The sequence below is a fragment of the Bradyrhizobium centrolobii genome, from assembly GCF_001641635.1.
GTDB classification, from domain to species: Bacteria; Pseudomonadota; Alphaproteobacteria; order Rhizobiales; family Xanthobacteraceae; genus Bradyrhizobium; species Bradyrhizobium centrolobii.
Genome location: NZ_LUUB01000092.1, coordinates 1 through 21,907 on the forward strand (window position 1 = coordinate 1; position 21,907 = coordinate 21,907).

At 62.2% G+C, this 21,907-nt stretch carries 19 protein-coding genes, 1 tRNA gene and 2 pseudogenes; 13 read left to right on the forward strand and 9 right to left on the reverse strand.

Translation table 11 applies throughout. From position 1 onward, the window contains the following. The 7 genes and pseudogenes from AYJ54_RS33355 to AYJ54_RS33385 all read right to left on the reverse strand — a co-directional run. A pseudogene (locus tag AYJ54_RS33355) lies at positions 1 to 233 on the reverse strand (IS110 family transposase); the annotation flags it as partial. Positions 234 to 436: 203 nt separating this feature from the next. Further along, the gene (locus AYJ54_RS33360; protein WP_063705846.1) at positions 437 to 1,630 is read right to left on the reverse strand and encodes a CaiB/BaiF CoA transferase family protein; all 1,194 of its coding nucleotides are present in this window, start codon (positions 1,628 to 1,630) and stop codon (positions 437 to 439) included. A gap of 36 nt (positions 1,631 to 1,666) precedes the next feature. Next, positions 1,667 to 2,596, reverse strand: a complete 930-nt coding sequence (locus tag AYJ54_RS33365; protein WP_063705847.1) for a glycine reductase — start codon at positions 2,594 to 2,596, stop codon at positions 1,667 to 1,669. A 153-nt stretch (positions 2,597 to 2,749) separates the two neighbouring features. Then, positions 2,750 to 3,331: an NUDIX hydrolase gene (locus AYJ54_RS33370; RefSeq protein ID WP_063705849.1), complete on the reverse strand. Its 582-nt coding sequence runs from the start codon at positions 3,329 to 3,331 to the stop codon at positions 2,750 to 2,752. A gap of 20 nt (positions 3,332 to 3,351) precedes the next feature. Next, positions 3,352 to 3,807 carry a GNAT family acetyltransferase gene (locus AYJ54_RS33375; RefSeq protein ID WP_063705851.1) on the reverse strand — a complete coding sequence of 152 codons (456 nt, stop codon included), beginning with the start codon at positions 3,805 to 3,807 and terminating at the stop codon, positions 3,352 to 3,354. Next, complete coding sequence (locus AYJ54_RS33380; RefSeq protein ID WP_063705853.1) at positions 3,804 to 5,231, reverse strand: FAD-binding oxidoreductase; 1,428 nt, start codon at positions 5,229 to 5,231, stop codon at positions 3,804 to 3,806. Before AYJ54_RS33380 ends, AYJ54_RS33375 begins: the two co-directional genes overlap by 4 nt. A gap of 23 nt (positions 5,232 to 5,254) precedes the next feature. Beyond that, positions 5,255 to 6,244, reverse strand: a complete 990-nt coding sequence (locus AYJ54_RS33385; protein WP_063705854.1) for an L-threonylcarbamoyladenylate synthase — start codon at positions 6,242 to 6,244, stop codon at positions 5,255 to 5,257. Between the two features lie 68 nt (positions 6,245 to 6,312). Between AYJ54_RS33385 and AYJ54_RS33390 the strand changes: the two genes are divergently transcribed. The 4 genes and pseudogenes from AYJ54_RS33390 (at position 6,313) to AYJ54_RS33405 (ending at position 10,491) form a co-directional block, all read left to right on the forward strand. Beyond that, positions 6,313 to 6,389: transfer RNA gene (locus tag AYJ54_RS33390), tRNA-Pro, on the forward strand. A gap of 541 nt (positions 6,390 to 6,930) precedes the next feature. Then, positions 6,931 to 7,992, forward strand: a pseudogene (locus tag AYJ54_RS53785) (ABC-three component system protein); the annotation flags it as partial. A 28-nt stretch (positions 7,993 to 8,020) separates the two neighbouring features. Further along, entirely contained in the window at positions 8,021 to 8,515 is a 495-nt protein-coding gene (locus AYJ54_RS52980; RefSeq protein ID WP_136624096.1) for a three component ABC system middle component, read from the forward strand. Next, positions 8,515 to 10,491 carry a DUF3732 domain-containing protein gene (locus AYJ54_RS33405; protein WP_063705858.1) on the forward strand — a complete coding sequence of 659 codons (1,977 nt, stop codon included), beginning with the start codon at positions 8,515 to 8,517 and terminating at the stop codon, positions 10,489 to 10,491. Before AYJ54_RS52980 ends, AYJ54_RS33405 begins: the two co-directional genes overlap by 1 nt. Positions 10,492 to 11,035: 544 nt before the next feature. Here AYJ54_RS33405 and AYJ54_RS33410 read toward each other — a convergent pair. Beyond that, positions 11,036 to 11,794 (reverse strand): SDR family NAD(P)-dependent oxidoreductase, encoded by a 759-nt coding sequence (locus tag AYJ54_RS33410; protein ID WP_063705860.1) that lies wholly within the window; start codon positions 11,792 to 11,794, stop codon positions 11,036 to 11,038. 165 nt (positions 11,795 to 11,959) lie between these two features. Between AYJ54_RS33410 and AYJ54_RS33415 the strand changes: the two genes are divergently transcribed. The 6 genes from AYJ54_RS33415 to AYJ54_RS33440 are packed head-to-tail and all read left to right on the forward strand — an operon-like array spanning position 11,960 to position 17,825. After that, entirely contained in the window at positions 11,960 to 13,219 is a 1,260-nt protein-coding gene (locus AYJ54_RS33415; RefSeq protein ID WP_063705862.1) for an extracellular solute-binding protein, read from the forward strand. 2 nt (positions 13,220 to 13,221) lie between these two features. Continuing rightward, the gene (locus AYJ54_RS33420; RefSeq protein ID WP_136624112.1) at positions 13,222 to 14,163 is read left to right on the forward strand and encodes a carbohydrate ABC transporter permease; all 942 of its coding nucleotides are present in this window, start codon (positions 13,222 to 13,224) and stop codon (positions 14,161 to 14,163) included. Beyond that, positions 14,156 to 15,004, forward strand: coding sequence for a carbohydrate ABC transporter permease (locus AYJ54_RS33425; RefSeq protein ID WP_063705864.1), 849 nt, complete (start codon positions 14,156 to 14,158; stop codon positions 15,002 to 15,004). The genes AYJ54_RS33420 and AYJ54_RS33425 overlap by 8 nt, the downstream gene beginning before the upstream one ends. Positions 15,005 to 15,026: 22 nt before the next feature. Beyond that, the gene (locus AYJ54_RS33430) at positions 15,027 to 16,124 is read left to right on the forward strand and encodes a Gfo/Idh/MocA family protein (protein WP_063705866.1); all 1,098 of its coding nucleotides are present in this window, start codon (positions 15,027 to 15,029) and stop codon (positions 16,122 to 16,124) included. 10 nt (positions 16,125 to 16,134) lie between these two features. Beyond that, entirely contained in the window at positions 16,135 to 16,779 is a 645-nt protein-coding gene (locus AYJ54_RS33435) for a ThuA domain-containing protein (protein ID WP_063705868.1), read from the forward strand. Further along, the gene (locus AYJ54_RS33440; protein WP_063706106.1) at positions 16,776 to 17,825 is read left to right on the forward strand and encodes a LacI family DNA-binding transcriptional regulator; all 1,050 of its coding nucleotides are present in this window, start codon (positions 16,776 to 16,778) and stop codon (positions 17,823 to 17,825) included. Before AYJ54_RS33435 ends, AYJ54_RS33440 begins: the two co-directional genes overlap by 4 nt. A 315-nt stretch (positions 17,826 to 18,140) precedes the next feature. On the opposite strand, the gene AYJ54_RS33445 is transcribed toward AYJ54_RS33440, so the two are convergent. Continuing rightward, entirely contained in the window at positions 18,141 to 18,653 is a 513-nt protein-coding gene (locus AYJ54_RS33445) for a winged helix-turn-helix transcriptional regulator (RefSeq protein WP_063705870.1), read from the reverse strand. Between the two features lie 197 nt (positions 18,654 to 18,850). On the opposite strand from AYJ54_RS33445, the gene AYJ54_RS33450 reads away from it, so the two are divergent. From AYJ54_RS33450 to AYJ54_RS33460, 3 genes are read left to right on the forward strand one after another with little or no spacing between them, the layout of a single operon-like run. Continuing rightward, positions 18,851 to 19,489: a 2-hydroxychromene-2-carboxylate isomerase gene (locus tag AYJ54_RS33450; RefSeq protein WP_063705871.1), complete on the forward strand. Its 639-nt coding sequence runs from the start codon at positions 18,851 to 18,853 to the stop codon at positions 19,487 to 19,489. Between the two features lie 59 nt (positions 19,490 to 19,548). Continuing rightward, positions 19,549 to 21,099, forward strand: a complete 1,551-nt coding sequence (locus tag AYJ54_RS33455) for a class I adenylate-forming enzyme family protein (protein ID WP_063705873.1) — start codon at positions 19,549 to 19,551, stop codon at positions 21,097 to 21,099. A gap of 59 nt (positions 21,100 to 21,158) precedes the next feature. Continuing rightward, positions 21,159 to 21,896 (forward strand): SDR family oxidoreductase, encoded by a 738-nt coding sequence (locus AYJ54_RS33460; protein WP_063705875.1) that lies wholly within the window; start codon positions 21,159 to 21,161, stop codon positions 21,894 to 21,896. Positions 21,897 to 21,907: the final 11 nt, after the last annotated feature.

Sequence of the window (21,907 nt, forward strand, 5' to 3'; positions counted from 1 at the left end):
TGCGGCGCGATCAGCTTGGCCGTGTGCCCCAGCTTGCCAAGCTCTCGCGCCAGGTGGTGGGCAGCCCCGCAGGCCTCGATCGCCACCACCGTCGGCGGCAGCTTGGCAAAGAACGCCCGCATCGCCTTGCGGCTCAGCCGCTTGCGAAGCACGACCGATTCCGATGCATCAACCCCATGCAATTGAAAAATATACTTCGACGTATCCATCCCAATGCGGATAATCTGGCTCACGGACGGCTCCCTTGTCTGAGATTTGCAACAACCTCATTCTGGCACACTGATGCCGTAGGGGGCCGTCCACACCATCAACCCCAGGGAGTAGTTGTGGCGCGAGATGGTGGTTACCTGTCTTCGCCAAACTCAACCCCGTGGTTGGGTCCCGGGCTCGCGCTTCGCGCGCCCCGGGACGACGAGGAGAGTTTGTGGCTACGTCCTCAAACAATCTCCCGCGCCCTCAGCGCCGCGATCTCCGCCGCATCGAACCCCAACTCACCCAGCACCGCGTCCGTATCTGCCCCGAGCTCCGGCGCCATGCGGTCGAGCTTGCCGCCGCCATGCGCGAGCCGAAAGCCGCTGCCGGCGAAGCGCAGGCGGCCGTAGGGGGTGTCGAGCTCCTGAAGGGCGCCGCGTGCCACGATCTGCGGATGGTCGATGACCTCCTCGATCTTCCAGATGCTGGCGCAGGGCGCGCCGGCGTCTTCCAAAATCGTCTCCCATTCGCGCGCGGGCCTGGCCGCGAGCGCCTGTTCGATGATGGCGCGCAGCGCGCCCTCGTTCTCGTTGCGCGCGAACCAGTCGGCAAAGCGCGGATCAGAAAGCGTGTCCTCGCGGCCGAGCGCGCTCATCAGCGCGCGATACTGCTTCTCGTTGTTGACGGCGAGCAGGATGTAGCCGTCGCCGCACTTGAACAGGTTTGCTGTGGTCCTGCGGCTGACCGACTGGTTGCCCGAGAGCTGCTGACGATGGCCGGCGACCGACCAGTCGGCGATCTGGCCGGAGAGAAATGCCAGCGTCGCTTCCAGCATGGAGACGTCGACGAGCTGTCCCCTGCCGGTGCGGTCGCGCTGGTACAGCGCGCTGGACACCGCGAACGCGGCCGTTGCGCCAGACAGCACGTCGCACACGGCAAAGCCCGCGCGCGTCGGCCCGGTCTCGGGATGACCGGTGATTGCCATCATCCCTGACAGCGCCTGCATCTTGCCGTCATAGCCGGGCCGCAGGCGGTCCGGACCGGTCTGGCCGAAGCCTGACACCGCACAGTAGATCAGTTTCGGATTGATCGCGGAGAGCGCCTCATAGCCGATGCCGAGCTTGTCCATCACGCCCGGCCGAAAATTCTCCATGACGACGTCGACCTCGGCCGCGAGCTTCTTCACGATGGCGATGGCGTCGGGCTTTTGCAGATCGAGCGTCAGGCTGCGCTTGTTGCCGTTGATGGCCTGGAATGCCGGCGCCAGCCCGCGCTCGGCCCATTCCCGGGAGAGTGGTGTGCGGCGCATGTCCTCGCCCTCGCGCCGCTCGACCTTGATGACGTCGGCCCCCAGCAGCGCAAGGTGGTAGCTTGCATAGGGGCCGGCCAGCACTTGCGTGAAATCCAGGATCTTCACGCCCTCGAACGGTCGCGTCACGTCTCCCTCCCTCTTGATTGTTGTTGTCGGAGGACGTCAGGCCGCCCGGTTGCCGCGCGCGATCTCCTTCTGCTTGTCGAACTCGGCGCGCCGCCGCGCGAGCTCTTCGGGCGAAAGCTGCGCGACGTTGTTGTAGTCGAGCTTCCAGGAGGCGTCCTCGCTCCAACGCAGCGGCGACTGCATGGTGGTCTGCGGGCCGCTTGCAGTTTCCAGCAGCCTGAGCGCCAGCTCGAGCGTCTGTGCCTGCGAGGCGACGTCGTGCGGCTTGCCGGCGGAATTGCCGAGCGGGAAGTCACTGAACAAAAAGCGCGGCACGGCGGCGTGCTCGACGATGTCCCTGGCGCAGCCCATGATCACGGTCGGAATGCCATTCCGCTCCAGGTGCCGCGCCACCAGCGCCGTGGTCTGGTGGCAGACTGGGCAGTTCGGCACCAGCACGGCGACGTCGACCTTGTCGGCTAGGCAGCGCGCCAGTATTTCCGGCGCATCGGTGTCGAGGGTGACGCGATGACTGCGGTTGGTCGGTGCGCCGAAGAAGCGCTGGCTCACTTCGCCGATGCGACCGGCGGCGGACGCCTTCAGGAGCTGCGGCAGCGGAAACCAGGTGCCGCTATCGGTGGCCGAGGTGTGTTTGCGATCGTAGCCGATGTGCGAGATGCGCAGGTCGTGCTGCTTGGAGGTGTCACCGTCATAGACCTGATAGAATTTCGCGCTGCCGTTATAGGCTGCGCCCGGCCCCTGGTCGCCCTTGGTGGGATCGAAAGGAGCGGCCGTGGTGATGATCGTCACCCGCGACTGCGCCAGCGGCCTCTTCAGCGGCTGGAACGGCGCCTCGACGTAATGCGCCCAGCGATAGGGCGTGGTGTAGCCGATCGCCGTGTAGTAGTCGCGCGTGCGCTGCATATAGGGGACGGGAGAGTCGTAGTCGGGCGCAAAGCCGAATTCGTCGTCGCGCGGAGCGGACATGGGGCGCGTCTCCTCTGGTTCCTGTTGACGCCAGACTAGAGATAGTCGGCGGATTGCTCAACGGGGGGCCGGGCGGCGCAGGTCTGAATTGCATGGAGCAATGCTTGCCACGAAGCAGGCGCGCTCCCTCAGGTGAAGATGAGCTCGCGTCGCCTACCGAAATAGATGCAGCGCCGCATATTGTAGCAGCATGATGGTCTTGGCATCCACGATCCGTCCGTCCGCGATCATCGCGAGCGCCTCGTCGATCGAGAGTTCCAGCACCTCGATGTCTTCACCTTCATGAGCAAGGCCGCCGCCGTCGCTGACCCGCATCTCGGGCTCATACTCGGCGATGAAGAAATACGCCTTTTCGGTCAACGCGCCGGGGCTCATGAACGCCTCGAATATCTTTTGCACGTGATGGAGGCGATAGCCGGTTTCCTCCTCGGCCTCGGCGCGGATGCGCGCTTCCGGGGATGCATTGTCCAGGACGCCGGCGGCGGCTTCGATCAGAAGATCATCGTAGCCGCGGATGTACGCCGGCAGACGGAACTGCCGCACCAGGATCACCGTGCGCTGGCCGAGATTGTAAGGCAGCACGGTCGCGCAATTGTCGCGTTCATAGGTTTCCCGGTGCTGCGTCTGCCACTCGCCATTGGCGCGCCGGTATTCGAGCGTCGTGTTTTTCAGGACAGTCCAATTGTCCGAGAGCACGCGGACATCCTTGATGCGGACGCGATCGGAAAGGGTCATCGCTGTCTTCCAGGTAAGAGCTAGGGAGTCGGATCCCGGCCGTCGAGCCACTTCGCGAACATCACCGAGGTGGATTCCGCGAACCCCAGCGACAGGTAGAACGCGTTTGCCTGTGCATTCTCACGGCGGACCAGGAGCTGGAGTTTTGCGATGCCGGCCTGGCGCAACCAATCCTCCACCGCCGCCATGATGACGCGGCCATAGCCGCGCTTGCGGCAGTCGGGATCGACGGCGACATAGTAGACCCAGCCGCGATGGCCGTCATGGCCGACCATGGCGGTCGCGACGATCGCACCACTGTTGCGGCCGATCAGGATCGTGGAATTGTCGCGGCGCCGGGCCAGCGCAATGTCGGAATGCGGATCGTTCCACGGCCGGGTGAGGCCGCAACGCTGCCACAACGTGACGACCGTTTCGACATCGGTATCGTTGATCGGGGCGATCGCGAGCGGGGCAGGGGAGAGAGGGGCGTTCACAGCACTTTACCGGGGTTCATAATTCCAAGGGGGTCAAGCATCGCCTTGATCGCGCGCATCAGCTCGATCGCGGTCTTGTCCTTCACGTCAGGCAATTCATCGCGCTTGAGCACGCCGATGCCGTGCTCGGCCGAGATCGAGCCACCCATGCGCAGCACGATCTCGAACACCACGGCGTTCATCTCGTGCCAGCGCGCGAGGAAGTCCGCACTGTCGGCGCCGACGGGCTGGCTGACGTTGTAGTGCAGATTACCGTCACCGAGATGACCGAAAGGCACCGGCCGCGCGCCCGGGATCAGCTTCACCACGGCGGCATCGGCTTCCGCGATGAAGGCGGGCACGGCGGCGACCGGCACGGAGATGTCGTGCTTGATCGAGCCGCCCTCCGGCTTCTGCGCCGCCGACATCTCGTCGCGCAGCTTCCAGAAGGCGGCGCGCTGGGTGAGATTGGCCGCGATCACGGCGTCGTCGACGATCTCCTCCTCCATGGCGCGGCCGAGGATTGATTCGAGCGGCGCGCGGGCGTCGTCGCCCGGCGAGGACAACTCCATCAGCACGTACCAGGGGTGCTTCTGCTCGAGCGGATCGCGCACGTCGATGCCGTGGCGGATCGAGAAGTCGACCGCCATCTCCGAGAGTAGCTCGAAGCTCGTGAGCGCATTCGCAGCTTCGCCCTGCGCGATCGTGAGCAGCTTCAGCGCCGCATCCGGCGACTTCAGCCCGACGAACGCGGTCTCGATCGCCCGCGGCTTCGGAAACAGCTTGAGCGTCGCGGCCGTGATGATGCCGAGCGTGCCCTCCGCGCCGATGAAGAGGTTATGCAAATTGTAGCCGGTGTTGTCCTTCTTCAGCTTCGACAGCACGTTGAGCACGCGCCCGTCCGCCAGCACCACCTCGAGCCCCAACGCCATCTCGCGCGCGACGCCGTAGGCGAGCGCGGCCGTGCCGCCGGCATTGGTCGAGAGATTGCCGCCGATGGTGCAGCTTCCTTCCGCGCCCAGCGACAATGGAAACAGCCGGTCGACCTCTGCCGCCTTCTGCTGCGCGATCTGCAGCACCACGCCGGCCTCGCAGGTCATGGTGTTTGAGGCCGTATCAACCTCGCGGATCTTGTCGAGACGGCGCAGCGACACCACGACCTCGCCATTGTGCGGGGTCTGGCCGCCGACGAGGCCGGTGTTGCCGCCCTGCGGCACCAGCGCGATCCTGTGCTCGGAGGCGAGCTTGCAGATCGCGGAGACTTCAGCGGTTGAGCCCGGACGCAACACCAGCGGCGAGCGGCCGTGGAACAAATTGCGCTCCTCGGTGACGTAGGCCTCGATGTCGGCCGCATCGGTGATCGCGTGCCTGTCGCCGACGATCTTGCGAAACTTTTCAATGAGCTCGGGCGCAAGCGGAGGGGTGGCAGGTTTATTGATATTCATCTCGTCTTCTTTCATTCCGCTTCCTAGCGCGCCACGGCCGCGCGGCGCAGCCGGTCATTGATGGCTTCGCCCAAACCTTCCTCGGGAATCGGCATCACCGCGATCGCCCGCGGGGTCTTGGCATCGAGGAGACGAAGATAGCCGAACAAGTTCGCGGCGGCTTCATCGAGATCAGCCGTGGGTGACAGATTCATGACGGCTGCCGCGGCCTCCAGGCCGGGCAGGTGCGCGGGGCCGAATGCCAACAGGGCTTCGTCCGATGCCACCTCACGCGCATCGAGCCGCACCGTTGCGCGCGGCGCGTAGTGCGAGGCCAGCATGCCGGGCGCGAGCGGCTGCGAATCGTCACTCTCGACGTCTGCGGGCGGCCGCGAAAGCGGCGCGCCCAGCACGGCCTCGATCCGCTCACGCGAAAGCCCGCCCGGCCGGAGCAGCATTGGTGCCTCGAAGCAGCCGAGAATCGTCGATTCGACGCCGACCTCGACCGGCCCGCCGTCGACGATCAGGTCGATGCGCCCCGAAAGGTCGCTTTCGACATGGGCGGCCAGCGTCGGCGAGACGTGGCCGGAGATGTTTGCAGACGGCGCCACCACCGCGCCGCCGAAGGCGTGCAAGATCGCCTCGGCGACCGGGTGGGCGGGGATGCGGATCGCGACCGTGTCGAGGCCCGCGGTGGCGAGATCGGCCACCGGGCAGGCGTCCGTCTTCGGCACCACCAGCGTCAGCGGCCCCGGCCAGAACGCCTCCGCAAGCCTCAAGGCGCGGGCATCGAATCGGCCGATCCGCCGGGCCGCGGTGAGGTCGGCGACATGCGCGATCAGCGGATTGAAGGCCGGCCGCCCCTTGGCGGCGTAGAGATGGGCGATCGCGGTCGCATTGGCGGCGTCCGCCCCGAGCCCATAGACCGTCTCGGTCGGAAACGCGACCAGCCCGCCTGCGGCAAGCGTCCGGGCGGCGGCCTCCGAGGCGGCCTCGCCGGCCGGTAGAATCAGCGTCTCAAGACCCGTTTTCACTGGGACAAAAATCCTCAAATCCGCCGCTTGCGGTGCGCCAAACCCGACGCTATAAGCCGCCTTCTTGTCGGAGTGTGGCTCAGCCCGGTAGAGCACTGCGTTCGGGACGCAGGGGTCGCAGGTTCGAATCCTGCCACTCCGACCATTCTAAAGCGTTGAAATACTTTAGATTTTATTGTTGCTTGTTTGTTCAATCTGACCGCAGGGTACAGATTGGGGTACAGCAATAGCAAATCTCGGGACTCCCACTAAGAAAAATCAAAGCTGAACGGTGTGTTTCGCACCGCATTTGGGGTGTTTCGCACCCTTTGTGCGTGGCTCTGCGGCATGCAGTGCGTGTTGCACGCAGGGCGCTCAGGTACTGCTCCTACCTACCTCGTGGATGTCGAACAAGCCGCCTTTGCATTTTCCCAGAGCGCGCTACTGCGACTACCTTTGCTTGAATTCGAGCAAGCCGTTTGCTTTCGCTTCGCTCAAGTGCGGCACGTATTAGACGAGTGTAGGGCCTTGTAACGCGCTGGTTGTGTCCCTAGGATTTCGTCGGGGAAACAGCGGCTTCGGTCGGTCTCGACGCATTTTCTGACGAGACCTATCGTTCCGCGCGGTGGGCTATGAATGTCGCTCTGAAACCGGTCAAACATTCCGCACCAGGACCTTATCTTGGGTTTGGCCTGCAGCCTGTACGCATGTGCAGGCATCTTTTGCTTTGTCCACCCGGCGCTCAAGTGTCGCTTGAGCTGCTTGACGACGTTGCGGTGCATCATCCCGACGGCTCGGTGGATGTAGAGCAGACGAAAAGCGCGACCCGGAAAAATCCTGTATCGGACTGGTCGATAGAACTCTGGAAGACCTTTTCCAACTGGGCGGATGCACTTGCGGCTGGCAGGCTTCCTGCGAACAAGACGCGCTTCACTCTGTATGTCACTCCACAGAGGACCGGAGAGTTTGTTCACGCATTGCATTCGGCAACCACCACCGAAGAGATTACCGCTGTCCTCGACAACATAAAAAGCAAGGCGGCGCGGCTGAAAGCGTCGCGCGAGTGCGACACGTATCTCAATAATTTCCTGGACGCTCCGCCGGAGCACCAGCAGACAATTGTCTCGAATTTCAGCTTCATCTCGGATACCGATGATCCAGTCGCGGAAATTTGCGCTCTTATTGCAGCCACGGTAAATCCGGCTCTGTGGGACGACATCTGTGCTTATGGCATCGGTTTAGCTAAGGAGCGAGCGGATCGGAGGATTCGCGACAAGCGTGAGCCAATCCTCGACGGTGATCAGTTCAAGAATGATTTTCGTCTGTTTGTTCAAAAGACCAATACTCCCGCGCTCTTGACATCATTCACCACCGCTCCAGCACCCGCCGAGCTGAAGGCTCTCATAGAGTCGCGTCCCGTTTTCATCCAGCAACTGGAACTAATCGGTGTGGAAACGCCAGAAATGGTGAGAGCGGTTAGCGATTATCTTCGCACCTCCGCTGATAAAACAACTTGGGCAGAAGCCGGTCTTATTTTCGAAGAGAATCTCTCTGACTGGGATGACTTCCTGATCGCACGCCATGGGTCGATTGCAGGTGAGGTAGCTGATCTTCACGGCGAAAAAGATGTCAAGGTTCGCGGACGCTTGCTCTATCGGCAGTGCGCGAGGATCGAAGCGACCCTCGACGCCCGCAGTGTCCCAAGTCACTTTGTGCATGGATCGTTCAATGACCTTGCCAACCTATTGAGGCTCGGATGGCACCCGGATTATGCGGCCTTACTTGGCGACACGGGTCATGAAGAGACCGCTTTCAGAATTAGAAGTTATTCAGAATCCCGCGCTTGGCGCGTATCTTCTTTGGCGCTTCGGTATAGGCTACCAATCGAACGACGGGCGCCAGGCTCCCTTCCATCTTTTTTTCCTCGTCCTGCCGCTTGTATTGCACCGGCACACGCTCAGCAAAATCTCATCAACGCAGCGTGCATCCGGACTGGCGTTATTCGCCGCTAAGCTGGCCGAAGAGCGTGAAAATCTGATGGCAATACATAATCGTACACTCTTGTTGCGCCGGCTAAGCTTGCAATCCCTCGCCATGGGCACGGAGCACCGCTTGCTCTCGATCAACACCAGCAACGCGACCGTGCGCGCTAACACTGCGGATGAACAGTTTCGCCTCCCGACATTACCCGACCGCATCACGCCACTCGCCCGCGCTCCCGAGAAGCTCGGCTATTGGTGCTCACAATTTTCGCTGCACCAGATCGCCACTACGCTAATGGTAGACTTTTAATGTATTTCCAATTGAGCAAACTCATCCTTTGGCCTCGCCTGGATGCTGAACCCCGGGTCGTCGATTTTGATCTCGGCGTCGTCAACGTCATTAGCGGCGCTTCAAAGACGGGTAAGTCCGCCGTCATCCCCATCATCGATTATTGCCTTGGCTCGGAAAAATGCACAGTGCCGGTCGGCGTTATTCGCGAAAACTGCACATGGTTCGGCATCGTCATCAATACAATTGAGGGGCAGAAACTTCTGGCCCGGCGAGCACCCGGGGATCAGCAAAGCACGGGTGATATGTATTTCCTCGAGGGGCCGAACGTCGATGTACCCCGTCGCATCGAGGGGAAGAACCATAACCTCGACAGTGTGAAGGCCTCGCTGAACCGACTGGCCGGTCTGACGAACCTCGGCTTCGATCCATCGTCGGAAGACGGTTTCAAGTCGAGGCCCAGCTTCCGCGATCTGATGGCCTTCACTTTTCAGCCTCAGAATATCGTCGCAAATCCAGACGTGATGTTTTTCAAGGCCGACACAAACGAACATCGGGAGAAGCTCAAGACCATTTTTCCTTATGTCTTGAACGCGGTAACCGCCGAAGTTCTGCAAGCGCGATTCGAGCTCGACCAGGTGAATCGCACCCTGCGCCGGAAGGAAAGCGAACTGCGCGCTCTTGTAGCCGCGAACACGGCTTGGCAGGCCGAGGCGCAAGCATGGATCCGCCAAGCGATCGAGCTGGGAGTTCTCGACGCGAGTCGCGTACTGCCCGCCGAATGGTCTGATGTTCTTGACCTGCTCCGTGAAATTGCAAAATCGAAGGGATCGAATGCTCGACCTTCGTTGCGCGGACTTGATACGACCCTTGGACGGCTTGACGACCTCAGGACGCAGGAGACCGCCCAAGCTGCGGCGCTCGCCGAACATCGGCAGCGGCTGAACGAATTGCGTCGGCTCCGAGAAAGCGCAGACGCATTTGGATCATCTATTCATATTCAGCGTGACAGGCTTGCTCTTGCCAAATGGCTTAAGGAACTGACGGTGGCCACTCCGTCCGAGAGTCTCGTAGCCGTGGGACGTGGTGGCCGAGACGAATTGCTTTTGCTGTGTGATAATCTGGAGGAAATCGAAGTCAAGCTTCGGGCGCAGCCGACCTTGTCTGACACGCTCGACAAAGAAACGCATCGCGTCCGAGTGGCAACAGAAGAAGCCCTTAATGCTCTCAACGAGACCCGGGCGGAGATTGCAAACCTCGAACGCCGCTCCGAGGCCGCGCAAGTTGCGGCTGATCATTTCGACCGGACGGAGAGGTTCCTCGGGCGCGTGGAGCAGGCCCTCGTGCTCTATGACCGTGCGGATCAGTCGTCCACCCTGCGAGATGAAATTGCCAAACTACGGGCTCGCGCGGACGAGTTACAGCGGACCATCTCAGAGGCCGGCGTTCAGCGGAAACTGCGAAATGCCACTGCGCGTGTCGAAAGTGCGGTCAACCGCTTCGTTCCTCAACTCGACGCTGAGTGGAAGGACGCGCCCGTGCAGCTTGCGATCGACGATCTGACGATCAAGGTCGTTCGCGGAACACGCAGCGACTTCCTTTGGGAGATCGGTAGCGGCGCCAATTGGCTTGCTTATCATATTGCAACGACCCTCGCGCTGCAGGAGTTCTTCCTATCGGAGACCAATCACTGCGTGCCCTATCTCCTCGTCTACGACCAGCCCAGTCAAGTCTACTTCCCAAAGCGTGCTGCCATCCGGGATGACGACCAGAACATCGACCCACAATTTCGCGATGAAGAGGACATCCAAGCGGTGCGCAAGGTTTTTGCCCTCCTAGGACAGCAAGCCGTCGCGCATAAGGGGCGCTTGCAGATCATTATTCTCGATCATGCAGGCGAGGACGTTTGGGGTAGCCTACCAGGCGTGCGGCTGATCGAGGAATGGCGCGGACCCTACGCGCTCGTGCCGCGTGAATGGTACCAGCCGCAAGGATGATAAGGGCGACCACGTAGGCGCATGGGATCTTCAAGGATGGTCAGATTGCCGATCCGCAAAATGCGATCATGTATGTTGTCTTTAAAATTGTAGAAGGAGGCTCATTCTATCTCTAGGAGCAGCGCTCGTGGGGTACAGATTGGGTACAGAATGAACGTGAACAAAAGAAGAAAAGCGTACCCAAGCGAAGGGCAAAAATACCAGTAAAATCAACAAATTATAGGCGGGGATTCTAGTTCGGGACGCAGGGGTCGCCGTTCGAATCCTGCCACTCCGACCAGAAATCATTAGGTTTTTTCTTCTGATCGTTGGTCGATCCCGAGTCAACCACCGAAACGTGCCGGCCCTTTTTGGCCGATAGCTGTTGCTGCCCCTTGCAGATAGTCAGGGCGGCGGTGCCCGTAAGTGTCCTGCAGGACCTCTGGCGACATACTCAGGAACCCGACTGCCTCCCAGATGGGCACGCCACGCTGCATCAGCCACGTTGCTGTGGTGTGCCGGAGGCAGGTTCGAGCCCTGGTGCGCCCACCATCCTCAAAGCATCTCACACCCAGCCGCCATCGACGATGTAGTGCTGAGCGGTGCAGGCGGAAGCCTCGTCGGAGGCGAGGAAGACGGTGAACTTCGCGACCTCGTCGGGCACGAGCTTGCGCTTCAGGCATTGCCGCTGCATCAGCTCGACCTCCCCCTGCGGCGTCATCCATTTCTCGAGCTGGCGCTCAGTCATGATCCAGCCCGGCGCTATCGCGTTCACGCGGATATTGTAGGGACCGTAATCGCGCGCGAGAGAGCGTGTGAGACCGATCACGCCTGATTTGCTGGCGGTGTAGGCGGCCATGCCGCCTTGTCCGGCGATCCACGACACCGAGCCGAAATTGATGATGACGCCGGCATTCGCCGCCTTCATGTCCGGCAACGCGGCTTGCGCAGCAAAGAACTGGTGCTTCAGGTTCACCGCGATGCGGTCGTCCCAAGACTCCGGCGTCATCTCCTCGGTGCTGTGCCGTTCGTCATGCGCGGCATTGTTGATGAGGATGTTGATCGCGCCGTGCGCGTTGCGCGCCTCCGCGACGCCGGCGCGTAACGCGGCGATATCGGTCAGGTCGACGCGCTGGAAATGCGCGGCGAGGCCTTGATCCGACAGCTCGCGCGCCAGGCGTTGGCCCTCGTCGGCCTTGATGTCGAAGAACACGACATTGGACTTCTGCTGCGCAAAACGCCGCACGATCGCAGCGCCAATTCCCGATGCACCACCGGTGACGAGAACGACCTTGCCGGCGAGGTCGGAGTAAACGGCGGCCATGAGTACCTCTCGACTTGCGTGCGGGCGGTGCGACGCGCCGCCCGACTCTTCCGCAGACCTTAGCTACTCCCCGGGTGAGGTGCATAGATCAGAATTTTAGTTGCGTACCTCAAAAATTGAAGGCAGGATTGCAGCCAAAAAATAGAAGCCGGTTGGGAGGATGTGATGAGACTGCTCGGGAAGCTGGGACTCGCCGCTGTCGCATGCCTGCTTTGGGCCAACGTCGCTGCAGCCGACACGACTGTGAAATGGTTGCACATCGAGGCGAACCCGGCCCAGGTAAAGATCTGGGAGGAGGTCGCGCGCGTCTATGAGGCGTCGCATCCGGGCGTCAAGGTCGAGATGCAGTTCCTCGAAAACGAGGCCTACAAGGCCAAGCTGCCGACCATCCTGCAATCCAAGGACCGGCCGAACATCATCTACAGCTGGGCCGGCGGCGTCCTGAAGACGCAGATCGAGGCTGGCGTCCTCGACGACATCACCGATCAGGTGAAGGGTTACAGCGACAGCCTCACGCCGGCGGCGCTCGCCGCCTTCACCAGCAACGGCCGCGTCTACGGCCTGCCGATCGCGCTGTCGCAGGTCGGCTTCCTCTGCAACAAGGAGCTGATGGCCAAGGCGAAGGTCGATCCTGCAGGGATCAAGACCTGGGACGATCTACTCGCCGCGGTGAAGACGCTGAAAGCGGCGGGCGTGACGCCGATCGTGGTCGGCGGCGCCGACAAATGGCCGCTGCACTTCTACTGGACGCATCTTGCGGTGCGCATAGGCGGCAAGGCGGCGTTCGACGCGGCGCTGCGCGGCGATAACGGCGGCTTCGCTGCCGAGACCTTCCAGAAATCCGGCGAGCTGTTCAAGCAGCTCGTTGATCTCCAGCCGTTCCAGAACGGTTTTCTCGGCTTCAAGAACCCTCAGGCCGTCGGCTATTTCGGCGACGGCAAGGCGGCGATGACGCTCGCGATCAGCACGGTCTATCATTTGCAGCGCGCGCTCGCCGCCGACAAGGTCGGATTGAGCGAAGACAAGATCTGTTGGTTCGATTTTCCGGTCGTGGCCGGCGGCAAGGGCGCGCCGACCGATACGCTCGGCGGCATCACCGGCTGGCTGATCACCAAGGGCTCGCCGAAGGAGGCAGTCGATTTCTTAAAGTACTTCGTCTCCAAGGACGTGCAGACGCGGCTTGCGGCGGGCAACTTCATTATCCCGGTGGTGCAGGGCGCCGACGCTGGCCTCAACAACTCCTTCATGAAGCTGATCGCGGCCAATCTGGCGAAGTCGAACTACCACCAGAACTTCTATGACCAAAGCCTCGGCCCCTCGGTCGGTCGCGTCGTCAACGACGTCACCGCGGAGATCGCCGGTGGCAGCATGAGCCCGCAGGACGCCGCCAAGGCGATCGAAGCGGCGTGGAAGCAGGGCAACTGACGGTGGAACCGCGGATCGCAAGCTCGCCGGCGATGGGCGTTGCGGAGACATCGTTCTCGCCGCTCGCGGTTCGCGGCCCGAGCTGGGATGGCCGCTTCACGGTCCTGATCCTGTTCTTGCCGCCGGCGTTGCTGCTGTTCACGCTGTTCGTGGTGCTGCCGATCGGTGAGGCCGCCTGGTACTCGGCCTTCAACTGGAACGGGTTCGGCAGGCCGGCCAACTGGATTGGCTTCGACAATTACCGCTTTGTATTGGAGACGCGCGCCTTCTGGCTTGCGCTGCGCAACAACGGTCTGATCATCGCGGTCTCGCTCGCGATCCAGCTGCCGCTTGCGCTGACGCTGGCCTTGATGCTGGCGGAGCGCTTCCGCGGCGCGGTGGCGCTGCGCATGCTGTTCTTCATGCCCTATATCCTGGCCGAGATCGCGACCGGGCTGATCTTCAGCTTCGTCTATGACGGCGACTACGGTCTCGTCGCCTCGATCTGGCGCACCTTCGGCGCCGAGCCGCCGCATCTACTGGCCTCGACCGACACGGCGATGCTGGCCGTGCTGATCGTGATCGTCTGGAAGTACTTTGGCTTCCACATGATGCTGTTCATCGCGGCGCTCCAGGGCCTCGACAAGAGCCTCATCGAGGCCGCGCGCATCGATGGCGCGACGCGGTCGCAAACCCTGCGCCACGTCGTCATCCCCTTGCTCTATCCGACGATACGGCTCTCCGTGTTCTTCGCCATCGTCGGCTCGCTGCAGCTGTTCGACCTCGTCATGCCGCTGACGCGCGGGGGACCTGCGGATTCCTCGAACACGATGGTGAGCTTCCTCTACAACAACGGCATCTCCCGCATGCGGGTCGGCTATGGCAGTGCCATCGGTGTCATTCTGTTCGCGATATGTGTGACCTTTGCCTTCACGTACAAGCGATGGTTCATGCGCGATGAGTAACGCCGAGACCACCCGCACGCCGTTCGATCCCGCCGTATTGTTCAAGGCGTCGTTCCTTGCCGTGGTAGCGATCTTCGTGCTGGTGCCGCTGCTCGCGACCTTGCTCGGGGGCTTCAAATCGCTCGGCGAATTGCGCGTCAATCCGTTCGGCCTGCCGCGTCACTGGGAATGGCAGAATTATGCCGACATCCTGTTCTCCGCGCGCTACTGGCAGCTCCTGCGCAACTCGCTGATCATCTCGACGCTCACGGTGACATTGACCCTGATCGTCGCCTCGATGGCGGCGTTCACCTTCGCCCATATCAAGTTCTACGGCAGCTCGATGTTGCTGAGCTACCTGACGCTCGGCCTGCTGTTTCCGGCGGCGACCGCGGTGCTGCCGCTGTTCATCAAGGTGCGCGATCTCGGGCTGCTCGATACCTATTTGGGCGTTGCGCTGCCGCAGGTGGCCTTCAGCCTCGCGATGAGCGTGCTGCTGCTGCGGCGCTTCTTCAAGGACATTCCGTACGAACTGCTCGAGGCTGCGCTGGTCGATGGCTGCAGCTACATCAAATTCTTCCGCTACGTGACGCTGCCGTTGTCGCGGCCGATCCTCGCGACCGTTGGTACCATCACCTTCGTCAACAGCTGGAACGCCTACCTGTTGCCGCTGGTGATGCTCAACACCGATGCGCTTTATCCCTGGCCGCTCGGCATCATGGTTTATCAAGGCGAGTATTCGTCCGAGTGGCACCTGATCCTGGCCTTCATCACGCTGACCATCCTGCCGACGATCATTCTCTTCCTTCTGGCGCAGAAGCACATCGTCGCCGGCCTCACCGCAGGCGCGGTCAAGGGATGAACGGTACCTCACGGAGATCACAATGAGAAAAGTCGGCATCGGAATCATTGGCTGCGGCAATATCAGCACCGCTTACCTGAAGGCGGCCCAGCGCTTCCCGGTCATGGAGATCAAGGTGCTCGCCGATATGCGCAGCGATGTCGCAGAGCGGCAGGGCGCTGCCTTCGGGCTGCCGGCGATGCGGGTCGATCGACTGCTCAAGCGCGATGACGTCGAGATCGTCATCAATCTCACGGTGCCGCTCGCCCACACCGACGTCAGCCTCGCGGTGCTGAACGCCGGCAAGCACGTCCATTGCGAGAAGCCGCTCGGCATCAACGTCGCAGAGGCCCGCAAGGTGATGGATCTCGCCGCGCAGAAGAACCTGCGCGTCGGCTGCGCGCCCGACACGTTCCTTGGCGGCGGGCACCAGACCGCACGCAAGCTGATCGACGACGGCGCGATCGGCACGCCTGTGGCGGGCAGCGCCTTCTTCGGCTGTCCCGGCCATGAGCGCTGGCATCCGGCGCCAGGATTCTACTACTTGCGCGGCGGCGGACCGATGCTTGACATGGGTCCGTACTACATCACCGATCTTGTGCAGCTGCTCGGCCCGGTCGCGAGCGTTATGGGCTCGACCGCGCGCCCGAAATCAGAGCGCCTGGTCACCAGCCAGCCGATGAACGGCACGCTGATCCCGGTCGAGGTTTCGACCCATGTCGCGGGCACGCTCGAATTCGAGAGCGGGGCGGTGGTCTCGATCGCCATGAGCTTCGACGTGCCGAAGCACCGGCACGCGCCGATCGAGATCTACGGCGACAAGGGCAGCATGTTGGTGCCGGACCCGAACCGGTTCGGCGGCGAGGTGCAGGTGGCAAAGACCGGCGGCGAATGGGAGGCGGTGCCGTTGACTCACGGTCATGTTGACGGCGAGTTCCGTTCCATCGGCGTCGCCGACATGGCCTCCGCGATTCTGAACAACCGGCCGCATCGCGCCAGCGGCGCGCTCGCTTTCCATGTGCTGGAGGTGATGGAGGCGTTCCAGACCTCCGCCGACGAAGGGCGGCGCGTCAAGATCGAGAACCGCGTCGAGCGGCCGGCGATGCTGCCGGCCGGATGCGAAACCGGACAGATCGGCTGAGGACAGAAACATGCGCAAGGCAATGATTGTATGGGGCGGTTGGCCGGGACATGATCCCGATCTCTGTGCCTCGATGATCCGCGGCTGGCTGAGGGCGGAAGGCTTCGAGGTGCGGATCGAGACCACGACCGCGGCGTTCGCCGATCCCGCGATCCACGATCTGTCGCTGATCATCCCGATCTACACCATGTCGAAGATCGAGAAGGCGGAAGCGCTCAATCTCTGCGCGGCGGTGCGTAGCGGCGTTGGGCTCGCCGGCCATCATGGCGGCATGTGCGATGCGTTTCGCGATTCCGTCGACTACCAGTTCCTGTGCGGCGGGCAGTGGGTCGCGCATCCCGGCAACATCATCGACTACAAGGTCGACTTGACGAAGCCGGATGATCCCATCATTCAGGGTCTGAAGAGTTTTGAGCATCGTTCCGAGCAGTACTATATGCATGTCGACCCCGCCAACGAGGTGTTGGCGACGACGACCTTCACCGGCGAGCACGCATCCTGGATCGAGGGCGTGGTGATGCCGGTGGTCTGGAAGAAGCGATACGGCGCGGGCAGGGTGTTCTATTCCTCGCTCGGCCATCGCGCCTACGAGCTCGACGTACCGGAGATCCGAACGTTGATGACCCGCGGCATGCTGTGGGCGGCGCGCGAATGACAGCTGGTGCGACGCAGCCGGCGGTCCGCGCCACGCTCGAGGACGTTGCGCGTGCGGCGGGCGTTTCGCTCGCCACCGTCGACCGCGTCGTCAACCGGCGCGAGGGCGTGCGCGCCAAAACCGTTGCACGCGTGGAAGCCGCCGTCGCCAAGCTTGGCTACCGCGCCGACGTCGCGGCCGCACGGCTCGCACGTGGGCAGAGTTTTCGCTTCGCCTTCGTGCTGCCAACCGGCAGCAACAGTTTCATGACCAACCTGACCGAGCAGGTGCAGCGCACCGCGGACTGGCTCGCCGGCCAGCGCGGCTTTATCGAGATCCTCCATGTCGACGTGTTCGATCCGGACGTGCTCGCCGGTGCGCTGGAGAACCTGTCGCCGGCCTATCAGGGTGTCGCCGTCATCGCGCTCGACCATCCCAGGGTGCGCGCCGCGATCGACGAACTCGCCACGCGCGGGGTCGCTGTGGTGACCCTGGTGTCGGACGCGCCGAGCTCGCGCCGCCTGCGCTATGTTGGTATCGACAACCCAGCCGCGGGGCGGACTGCGGCAACGCTGATGGGACGTTTCCTCGCCGGCCGCGAGGGGACGGTCGCCGTGATCGCGGGATCGTTGTCGCTGCGCGATCACATCGAGCGGCAGTTCGGCTTCCACCAGATCCTGTCCAGCGAGTATCCGAACCTGCTCGCGCTACCGGTCATCGAGGGCCGCGACGACAGCGAGCGCACGCGGGAGCTCACTGCCGCGCTGCTCGCGCGCCATGCCGATCTCCGCGGCATATACTGCTGCGGTGCCGGAAACCGTGGCATCGCCGATGCTCTTGAGGCCTCGGGCCGCGCGCGCGAGGTGGTCTGGATCACCCATGAGCTGACCCAGTACACGCGGCGTTTCCTGGTCCGCGGCACGCTCGATGCGATCATCAACCAGGATCCCGGCCACGAGGCGCGATCTGCAGCGCGAGTCCTGCTCGCGCATTGTTCGGGTGAGTCGATCAGCCCCGACCAGGAGCGCATCCGCATCGACATTTTTCTGCGGGACAATCTGCCGTAACTTCGAGCCCTGGTGCGCCCACCAAAGCAAGATCAAGCCTTATAGCTGATCCTTAAGACGTTCCGACAAGCTGCATCAGCGGCTGTTGCCGCAATAGAGCGTCTCTCCTCGCTCATCGAGAGGTGCTCCTTCCTTTTTGCCGGGCCTTGCTCAAGCCGTTCGCGCAATGAGCGGCTTCGGAGGATGTTTGTTGTGCAGATTAAGTCTACCGATCGGCCGGCGGCTGATTGCCAAAGCACGAGAACAATAGGGTCGGGGGGCGAGACGCTTCCCCGCTACGCTTGTCCACGATGTGATTGAATTCGCTGCACGGGCCTAACCAGACCGAACGGTTCTCCTGGAGGGCGTTTGCGCCTTCGCATGTACCGGCGACGATCGTCGCGCGCCGGGGCCGGGATGCACATGAACGGCTTTGGCCGTCAGCGGCTCACCGCATTCCGAGCAGACCATCACGGGATCGAACATCCTTCCGCAGTTCTTGTGCTCATGCAGCATCGGCCTTCCGCGCGAGTCGACCATGTGGATGTTGCCCCAGTGCACGATCGACATGATGATCGGATAGAGGTCGAGGCCCTTCTGCGTCAGGATGTATTCGTAACGCTTTGGCGACTCCTGGTAAGGAATCCGGCGAAGCACGCCAAAGCGCACCAGCTTCTTCAGCCTGTCGGCGAGAAGATGCCGGGTAATTCCCAGCGACGCCTGGAATACATCGAACCTGCGGATGCGCAGAAAGCATTCGCGCAGGATGAGCAGGCTCCAGCGGTCACCGATCACTGCCACAGTGCGGGCGAGCGAACACGGTTCGTCCTCGAGCGCGTCCCATTTCATCAATGTCTCCAATGGTCTGCAAGCGGAGAAGTCCAACCAATTCTAAATCAGAACTGATCACGTTTCAATGAGTTGCTCGGATTCCAGCGCCAATTACCAGAATTCAGATTGACCGTTCTAAAATAGAACTGTATCAACGAAGCACATCAAATGCAGGTGACACGTGATCGCCGCACATCGAAAGGGAGGCGAATGCCATGGCCGCTCCGCTGAAAGTCGAGTTCCATTTCGATTTTGGTAGTCCGAACGCCTATCTCGCCGAACTGGTGCTGCCGGAGATCGAGCGCAGGACTGGCGTGAAGTTCGACTACGTTCCCGTGTTGCTCGGCGGCGTCTACAAGGCGACCGGCAATATGTCGCCAGCCGAGTCCCTCCACGGCATCAAGAACAAGCCTGAATACAATGCGCTGGAGACCGAGCGCTTTCTGCGGCGCCACAACATCACGAAATTCAAGTCGAACCCGTTCTTCCCGGTGAACACGCTGATGCTGATGCGCGGCGTTGTCGCGGCGCAGTTCGAGGGAATGTTCGAACCCTATTTCCGCGCCGCCTATCACCACATGTGGGTCGAGCCCAAGAAGATGGACGATCCGCAGGTGTTCCGCGAGGCGTTCCTGTCCTCTGGACTCGATATCGACCGCATTATCGCGCGCGCTCAGCAGGACGACGTCAAGAAGAAGCTGATCGAGAACACCAGCGACGCGGTGGCCCGCGGCTCGTTTGGATCGCCGACCTTTTACGTCGGGAGCGAGATTTTCTTTGGAAAGGACAAGCTGCGCGAGGTGGAGGACGAGATCGTGGCGCAACTGGCCACGGAACGGCGCAAGACCGCCTGATCCGAACCGCGCGCAAGAAAGAATAGGGCCCGAAGGGCCGTTGCAGGGAGGTTTCAGTGGTGGCTTCGACGCAGACGGCGGCAGAACATCTGGAAGGCTTGCCAAACCGGATCCACGAGGTGATCGACCGGTACGTCGACGCGACGCCGGATCGGCTTGCTCTGATCGATGACAAGACAAGCTTGACGTATCGCGAGCTGGATCGGAGCGCGGGCAGCGTCGTCAGGGCGCTGCAGGCGCTTGGAATCCGCGCCGGCGACCGCATGATGATCGTCAGCGAAAACTGCATTCCGCTCGCCTGTCTGCTGCTCGCAGCAAGCCGGCTCGATGCCTGGGCGATCGTCGTCAATCCGAGGCTGTCGCCACGCGAGATTGACCAGATCAGGGATCACAGTGGCGCTCGTCGGGCCTTCTTTACCGCCGATGTGTCGCAGGAGGCAGTCGACCACGCCACGCGATATGGCGCGCCCGTGCAGGATGTCGGCCCGCTCCACGGCATCGGCGTGACCGCGCTGAACGAGGAGACTTCGGCAGAGCCGGTCGAGTTCGATGGCTCGCACCAAGTTGCGGTTCTCATCTACACGTCGGGGACCACGGGCACGCCCAAGGGCGTGATGCTGACTCACCGCAATCTCCTGTTCAGCGCCAGGGGCACCGCGGGCTGGCGGAAGATGACATCGGCCGATGTGCAATATTGCGTGCTGCCGATCTCGCACATCGTCGGCATTTCGCTCCTCACCATGACTTTGATGTTCGGCGGCACGGTGCGCCTGGTCGCAAAGTATGATCCGGCCGCCCTCGTGAAGGCGATGGCGGACGAGGGCATTACCATCCTCAACGGCGTGCCCGCGACGTACCAGCGTCTGCTCGAATACCGGCGCAATGCAGGCCTGCCGAAGTTCGATCGCGGTGCGCTTCGCCTGATCGCCGTGGCGGGAGCGCCGCTCGATCTGGAGCTCAAATCTCGCGTCGAGCAGGAACTTGGCCTGCCACTCCTCAACGGCTATGGCATCACCGAGTGCTCGCCGGGCATTTCCGGGGTCCGGCCCGATAGCCCGAGGGCCGACCACGCAGTAGGAACGGTACTCCCGGGCCTTGAGGCAAAGCTCGTCGCTCGGAACGGCAAGACCGTGGCCAACGGTGAGGTCGGCGAGCTCCATGTTCGTGGCCCGAATGTAATGCGCGGCTACTACCGCGCCCCTGACCTGACGGCGAAGGCGATCGATGCCGACGGTTGGTTTAACACCGGTGATCTCGCTCGCTTCGAGGGCGACTGCCTCTACATCGTCGGCCGGACCAAGGAGATGATCATCCGCTCCGGATTTAACGTCTATCCGGCCGAGATAGAGGCAGTGCTGAGTACGCACGATGCGGTGGTGCAGTGCGCCGTCGTCGGGCGGCCAGTGGAGGGCAATGAAGAGGTCGTAGCCTTTGTGCAGCTGATCAAGGGCTCGAAGGCCACCGCGCAGGATCTGATGGCTCATGTCGCGCCGCAGCTCACCTCCTACAAGCGTCCCTCGGAAATCATCCTGCTGGATGCGCTTCCGGCGACTTCGACGGGCAAGATCCTGAAGCACAAGCTGGCGGAGTCGCTGCGCGGCCAAGGGTGAGCATCCAGTCGGCGCCGCATTCGGGAAGAGTTCAGTCAAACAAGAGGCCGGAGAAAGCCATGCAGAAGAGAAGTGCGACAGTAGCTGTCATTGGTGCCGGCGACTACATCGGCGGCGAGATCGCCAAGAAATTTGCCTCCGAAGGCTTTACGATCTTCGCCGGCCGCCGTAATGGCGACAAGCTCGCGCCGCTGGTCAAGGAGGTCGAGGCCGCTGGCGGCGAGATCCACGCGCGCTCGCTCGATGCGCGCAAGGAAGAAGAGATCATCTCCTTCCTCAATGACGCCGACAAGCATGCGCCGCTCGAGGTCTGCATCTTCAACATCGGCGCCAACGTCAACTTCCCGATCCTGGAGACCACCGAGCGCGTGTTCCGGAAGGTCTGGGAAATGGCCTGCTATTCCGGCTTCCTGGCCGGACGCGAAGCGGCGCGGCTGATGCTGCTACGCGGCGGCGGCAACATCTTCTTCACCGGCGCCACGGCATCCCTGCGCGGCGGCAGCGGCTATGCCGCCTTCGCCAGCGCCAAGTTCGGCCTGCGCGCAGTGGCGCAGGCGATGGCGCGCGAGTTGGGACCGAAGAACATCCACGTCGCGCATCTCATCATCGACTCCGGTGTTGATACCGAATGGGTGCGGCAGCGCCGCGTCGAGGCGCTCGGTCCCAATGCGCTCGACAATCCCGATCTCCTGATGCCGCCGTCGTCGGTCGCGGCGTCCTACTGGCAGCTCTATCAGCAACCGAAGAGCGCCTGGACTTTCGAGCTGGAAATCCGCCCGTTTGGCGAGAAGTGGTAGGAGCAGGTCCG